The organism is Streptomyces sp. 8L (genome assembly GCF_020176795.1).
Lineage (GTDB): Bacteria > Actinomycetota > Actinomycetes > Streptomycetales > Streptomycetaceae > Streptomyces.
Map to the genome: position 1 here is coordinate 87,052 of NZ_JAIUKE010000003.1, position 5,074 is coordinate 92,125.

5 protein-coding genes and 2 pseudogenes are annotated in these 5,074 nt (G+C 73.7%); 4 read left to right on the plus strand and 3 right to left on the minus strand.

Translation table 11 applies throughout. The features are described from left to right. Nucleotides 1–199: 199 nt before the first annotated feature. Nucleotides 200–940 (minus strand): SDR family oxidoreductase, encoded by a 741-nt coding sequence (locus LCE31_RS00465; RefSeq protein ID WP_225011767.1) that lies wholly within the window; start codon nt 938–940, stop codon nt 200–202. Nucleotides 941–1,097: 157 nt separating this feature from the next. Here LCE31_RS00465 and LCE31_RS00470 point away from each other — a divergent pair, with 157 nt between their 5' ends. Beyond that, nucleotides 1,098–1,601 (plus strand): RrF2 family transcriptional regulator, encoded by a 504-nt coding sequence (locus LCE31_RS00470; protein WP_225011768.1) that lies wholly within the window; start codon nt 1,098–1,100, stop codon nt 1,599–1,601. 62 nt (nt 1,602–1,663) lie between these two features. Then, nucleotides 1,664–2,190: pseudogene (locus LCE31_RS00475) on the plus strand (GNAT family N-acetyltransferase). A gap of 99 nt (nt 2,191–2,289) precedes the next feature. Here LCE31_RS00475 and LCE31_RS00480 read toward each other — a convergent pair. Together LCE31_RS00480 and LCE31_RS00485 are read right to left on the minus strand one after the other, a co-directional pair. Continuing rightward, the gene (locus LCE31_RS00480; RefSeq protein ID WP_225011791.1) at nt 2,290–3,267 is read right to left on the minus strand and encodes a Ppx/GppA phosphatase family protein; all 978 of its coding nucleotides are present in this window, start codon (nt 3,265–3,267) and stop codon (nt 2,290–2,292) included. Between the two features lie 225 nt (nt 3,268–3,492). Beyond that, nucleotides 3,493–3,873 carry an ArsR/SmtB family transcription factor gene (locus LCE31_RS00485; protein WP_225011770.1) on the minus strand — a complete coding sequence of 127 codons (381 nt, stop codon included), beginning with the start codon at nt 3,871–3,873 and terminating at the stop codon, nt 3,493–3,495. A gap of 202 nt (nt 3,874–4,075) precedes the next feature. Between LCE31_RS00485 and LCE31_RS00490 the strand changes: the two genes are divergently transcribed. Together LCE31_RS00490 and LCE31_RS41480 are read left to right on the plus strand one after the other, a co-directional pair. Further along, nucleotides 4,076–4,222: a hypothetical protein gene (locus tag LCE31_RS00490; protein WP_225011772.1), complete on the plus strand. Its 147-nt coding sequence runs from the start codon at nt 4,076–4,078 to the stop codon at nt 4,220–4,222. Between the two features lie 32 nt (nt 4,223–4,254). Continuing rightward, nucleotides 4,255–4,503 (plus strand): annotated as a pseudogene (locus tag LCE31_RS41480) (MFS transporter); the annotation flags it as partial. Nucleotides 4,504–5,074 lie beyond the last annotated feature (571 nt).

Sequence of the window (5,074 nt, forward strand, 5' to 3'; positions counted from 1 at the left end):
CGGGGGCCCCCCCCCCCCCCCCGCGCCCCCGCCCCCCCCGGGCGCGCCCCCCGCCCCCCCCCGCGGGCGGGCCCCCCCCCCCCCCCCCCCCCCCCCCCCCCCCCCCCCCCCCGCCCCCCCCCCCCCCCCCCCCCCCCCCCCCCCGCTTCGGCGTTGCCCGGTCCGCCTCGGCCTACGGGGCCGGGGAGCGCGGGCGGGGTCAGAGCGCCGCGCGGAGCCAGTCCCGGTAGTGCGTGGGCGCGAGGTGCGCGTCCGGCCCCCCGGTGAGTGCGTCGCCGGGGGCGGCCGCGAACAGGCCGGCGCTCTCGTCGATGACGACGGGCCGCTCGTCCCCCCGCGCCGCCAGGGTGATCCGGCCGAGTTCGTCCAGGGAGAAGACGTCGGGGCCCGCGACGTTCCTGATCCCCGCCAGCGGGGCGCCGGTGGAGACCTCGGCCACCGCGTCGACCACGTCGTCGGCGGCCATCGGCTGAAGGCGGGTGGTGGGAAGCCGCACGGTGCTCGCGTCGGAGGTCCAGGACAGGATCGTTTCCACGAACTCGAAGAACTGCGTGGCGCGCACGACGGAACAGGGCGTCGGCCCCTCAAGGAGCAGCGTCTCCTGAAGGGTCTTGGCCCGGTAGTAGTCCACTTCGGGCACCTGGTCCACGCCGACGATCGACAGGACGACCTGGTGCAGGACCCCGGCCCGCTCCCCGGCGGCGAGCAGGTTCCGCGTGGAGGTGCGGAAGAAGTCGAGGGAAGCGGCGTCGAAGGTCGGCGAGTTCGCCAGGTTGACCACGGTCTCTGCGCCTTCCAGCGCCCGGTCCAGCCCCTCGCCGCTGATCAGGTCCACCCCGGTGGACGTTGCCGCGGGGACTGCCTGGTGACCTGCCGCCGTCAGCTTCTTGACCACTTGTGAGCCGATCATTCCGGTACCGCCGATGACCGTGACCTTCATGGCTGCCGCCTTTCACGGCATGCCGCGGGCATGCCGGGGTTCGTGGACTTCACGGAAGGAGCCTGCAACTCGGATATTCCTTGTCCGAGATCATAGTCGGATAGTCTTTGTCCGAGTCCATGGAGGGGTCCGAGTCCTTGCGGGAGGGGGTACGGGGATGAAGTTGTCCGGTGGGGTCGAGTGGGCGCTGCACTGCTGTGTCGTGCTGACCGCCGCGACGGCGCCGGTGCCCGCCGCCCGGCTCGCCGAGCTGCACGACGTCTCCGGCAGCTACCTGGCCAAGCAGCTGCAAGCACTCTCGCGCGCCGGGCTCGTCGACTCCGTCCAGGGCAAGGCGGGCGGATACGTCCTGACCAGAGACGCGGGCCAGATCACCGTCCTCGACGTGGTCGAGGCCGTCGACGGCGCCGAGCCCGCCTTCGTATGCACCGAGATCCGCAGGCGGGGCCCGCTGGCGAAGCCGCCGGAGGCCTGCACCCGGCCGTGTCCGATCGCGCGCGCGATGGCCGAGGCCGACGCCGCCTGGCGGGCCGCCTTGCGGGGGATATCCGTCGCGGACCTCGCCGGGAGCGTGGGCGAGGACTCCGGCCCCACCGTGCTCGCGGACATCGGCGCCTGGCTGAGCCCTGGCGGCGGCGGTGCCGGGGCGCCGCGCGAGTGAGGCGGTGCCCGTCCGGTGCGGGCGCGTTGAGGTACTCCCGCCATGGACGACGGGGTGACGGGATGACCGAGACCGGAGCGCGACAGGACGCGGTGGCACCCGCGCCGGGCACGCCGCGACCCCCCGGTGGCTGGACGCTGCGCCCCGCGGTGGCGGCGGACATCGAGGTGATCGCGGAGCTGCGGGCCACGGTGATGCGCCCCGATCTGGAACGTCTCAGACGCTACGACGAGCACCGGGTACGACAGCGGCTGCGCGACTCGTTCTCGGTCGAGTACACGTCGGTCATCATGGTCGGCCGCGAACTCGGCGGATGCCTGACGGTCCGGCCTGCCGGAGGCAGGCAGTGGCTGGAGCACTTCTACCTCGCTCCGCACCAGCAGGGCCGGGGCTCGGGTCCGCCGTCCTGCGCGCGGCACTGGCGCGGGCCGATGCGCGGGGGACGGCCGTGGCGCTGAACGTTTTGCGGGGGAGTCCCGCCCGCCGGCTCTACGAGCGCCACGGGTTCGTCGTGGAGGCCGAGGACCCCGTCGACGTCCTCATGGCGCGAGCGCCCCGGGCGACGGCCGAGCGTCCAGAGACCACATGACGGCAGGACCGCCCGGCCGCGTGATCGAGCGGTGGCGAACGGCCGTCTCCGCCGGAGACTTCACGGCGGTCGCCCTCCAGGCGTGAGCACCACCCGGTCTCAGGCCGTGGTACGCAGCCCGCCGAGGCCCTCCACGGCCCGTGCGTCCCCACGCAGGCCCGCCCGCAACCGCAGCGCGATGCCCTCCCGCAGCCCCCAAGGGCACACCGGCAGTGCGGAGATGCCCGCCGAGTCCATCAGCGCCTCTGCGAGCAGCGCACCCGCGAGGATGTGGGGCGCGCGCGACCGGGAGACACCTGGCAGCTCAGCCCGCTCCTGCCAGGTCCTGGCCGCGAGTTCGGGCAGGGCCGCGCGCAGCCGCCGCAGGCCGAGCACCGGCACGCCGTCGGCCCCTGACGCAGCACCGCCCTCGGCCGTAACCGTCGCGAGCTGGGCGAAGACCCTGGACGCGCCGACGCATTCCGTGCCTACGGGCACCGGCCCCAGGCCTTCGAGGAGCTTGGGCACCTCCCGCCCGAGGCGGCGTCGCAACCGGGCCAGGTCGCGCGGGCTCGGTGGATTGCCCGGCAGATCCGTGAGCGTGAGGCGCCGGGCCCCGAGCGGCGCGGACACGAGGTTGCGCGTACGGGAGCCGGTGCCGAGGGCGAGTTCGAAGGTGCCGCCGCCGATGTCCGCGACGAGCAGGGGCTCGTCGCGGCCGGGTCTTCTCCACGCCCGCGCGCCCTCGTACGTCAGCCCCGCCTCCTGGCGCGGGCTCAGTACCCCCAGCCGTACGCCGCTGGCCTTGGCCACCCGGGCCAGCACCGCGTCGCGGTTCGGCGCGTCGCGCACCACGGAGGTGGCGTAGGCCACCATCTCGTCGGCGCCGTGCAGAGCCGCCGTGTCGGCGGCACGGCCCACCGCCCGCACCAGGCGTGCCATCGACTTCTCCCGGATGCGCCCGTCGGGGCCGACCTCGCGGGAGAGCGTCACCTTGTGCTTCACCGTCACCGACTGACGGGGCGGCTGGCTCTTCCGCAACTCGACCACATCCACATGCGCCGACGTCGAACCCACATCGACCACCGCGACACGCATCACGCCGCACCCCCTCCACACTGCCGAAACACACCATTATCCCGGACCGGGGCCACGCCTACCCGGGAATCAGGTGCCTTCGTCACGCGCAAGCATGCGATCTTGGACACACCGTCACCGGGAATTCGGGTGCTTCTGGCCCCTGTTGGGCGCCTTTGCTCCTGTTGGGGCCTTTGTGCCCATGGGGAGCAAGCGTCGTCCCCAGTCGGGTGCGCGCGGTGGCGGTCAGGGCTCCTGGGGGGTCCATGCGGCGACGAGGCCGAGCAGCCCGGGGAAGCGCGCCTCCAGGTCGTCCACGCGTACCTGGCTGCGCCGCTCCAGTCCGTACTGCCGCTGGCGGGTCACGCCGGCCTCGCGCAGCGCCTTGAAGTGGTGTGTCAGCGTCGACTTCGGCCGGTCGATGCCGAACCAGCCGCAGGAGTGGTCGAAGGATTCGCTCTCCAGCAGCAGCTTCCGCACGATGCGCAGCCGCAGGGGGTCGCTCAAAGCGCCGAGCACCGTTTCCAGTTTCAGGTCGGCCACGGCCGGTTCCGCCAGGGGCTCGGGCAGGTCCGACGGCGCCGGCCGGGCGACGAACGCGGCTGCCGGGACGGCCTGTGGCGCCATGTCTGGCCTCCTGCTGGGGAAAACGACGTTCAGTACGACTTCAATCGTACAGCATGCTGAGTTCGAAATAACTCGTACTGAGGTGTCCCGGGGAGGACCCATGGCGCAGAACCCCATGGCGCAGAACAGAGACACGCCCGAGAGCGCGCCGGGCCCCCGCCGGGTCCGGCGCGCGGGACCTCCGGCGGGAGACCCTGCCGCGATGGCCGCCCCCGTAGCCCCGCTCGCCCTCCGGCGGTGGATCTGGCTGGCCGCCTGGCCCGTCACCGCCGTGTTCGTACTGTCGAACGCCGCCACCCCGCACTACGCGCTCTGGCAGAAGGGCATCGGGCTCTCCAAGGGACCCTGACGGTCGTCTTCGCCTTCTTCATCGTCGGGCTGCTCGGCGGCCTCTCCCTGCTCAACCACAGTGTGCCCCCGCAGCGGCCGGCCGAGGCCAACGCCGCCCTGAACGTGGGAGGTTACCGCTCGGCGGGAGTCCTTCCGGTGGCCGCCGGCTGTCTCAGCGACGCGGTCGGGCTCGCCGACGGCGCCACCCTCATCGGTGTGGTGCTGATCGCGCTCGCCGTCGCGGGCGGTGTGATCGTCACGGTCAACCGCGGTCGCGTCCCGGAGGGGCGCGCCTCCTGACAGGCCATGCCCCGAGCGAGTGGTGCCCAAAGGACGCCGGGCACCGGCCCCGGGTGAGCCGCGAGGCGGAAGCCGAAGAAGGGCCCACCGCGCCCGGCACCCCCATTCGCGCCGCCGACCCCGGTGTGTCCCGGGCGGGCGCGTTCCCCGGCACGCTCTTCCAGATGAAACGCCCTGCACAGGCGTCCGGAGAACATCAGCACCGTCGCCCGCATCCACCTGCACACGCGTCCCGAGGGCCTCACCACCGTCGACCTCCCCACCCGCACACCGCGGCGGCACCCGGACGTCCGTAGTCCGGATAGCCCCGTCCGTTCGCCGCGGGAGCGGGGACGGGTTCCACTGATGGCGTCAACAGCGCTCCGGGCCGCCTCACCGGCATCCCGCCGGACGTGCTCCCCGCAACACCCCCGAGACCCCACCTGCCGCCCACCCCCCGCACCCCGCGCGCCCCTGCCCCCCGGCGTCCGCTCGGGCCTGGGCGCCCGGGGGGGGGGGGGGGCCGCGGGGGGGGGCCGCGGTCCGGCGGCACAGATGTAGGGCGCTATGAGGCGCTCTGACGTATATGTCG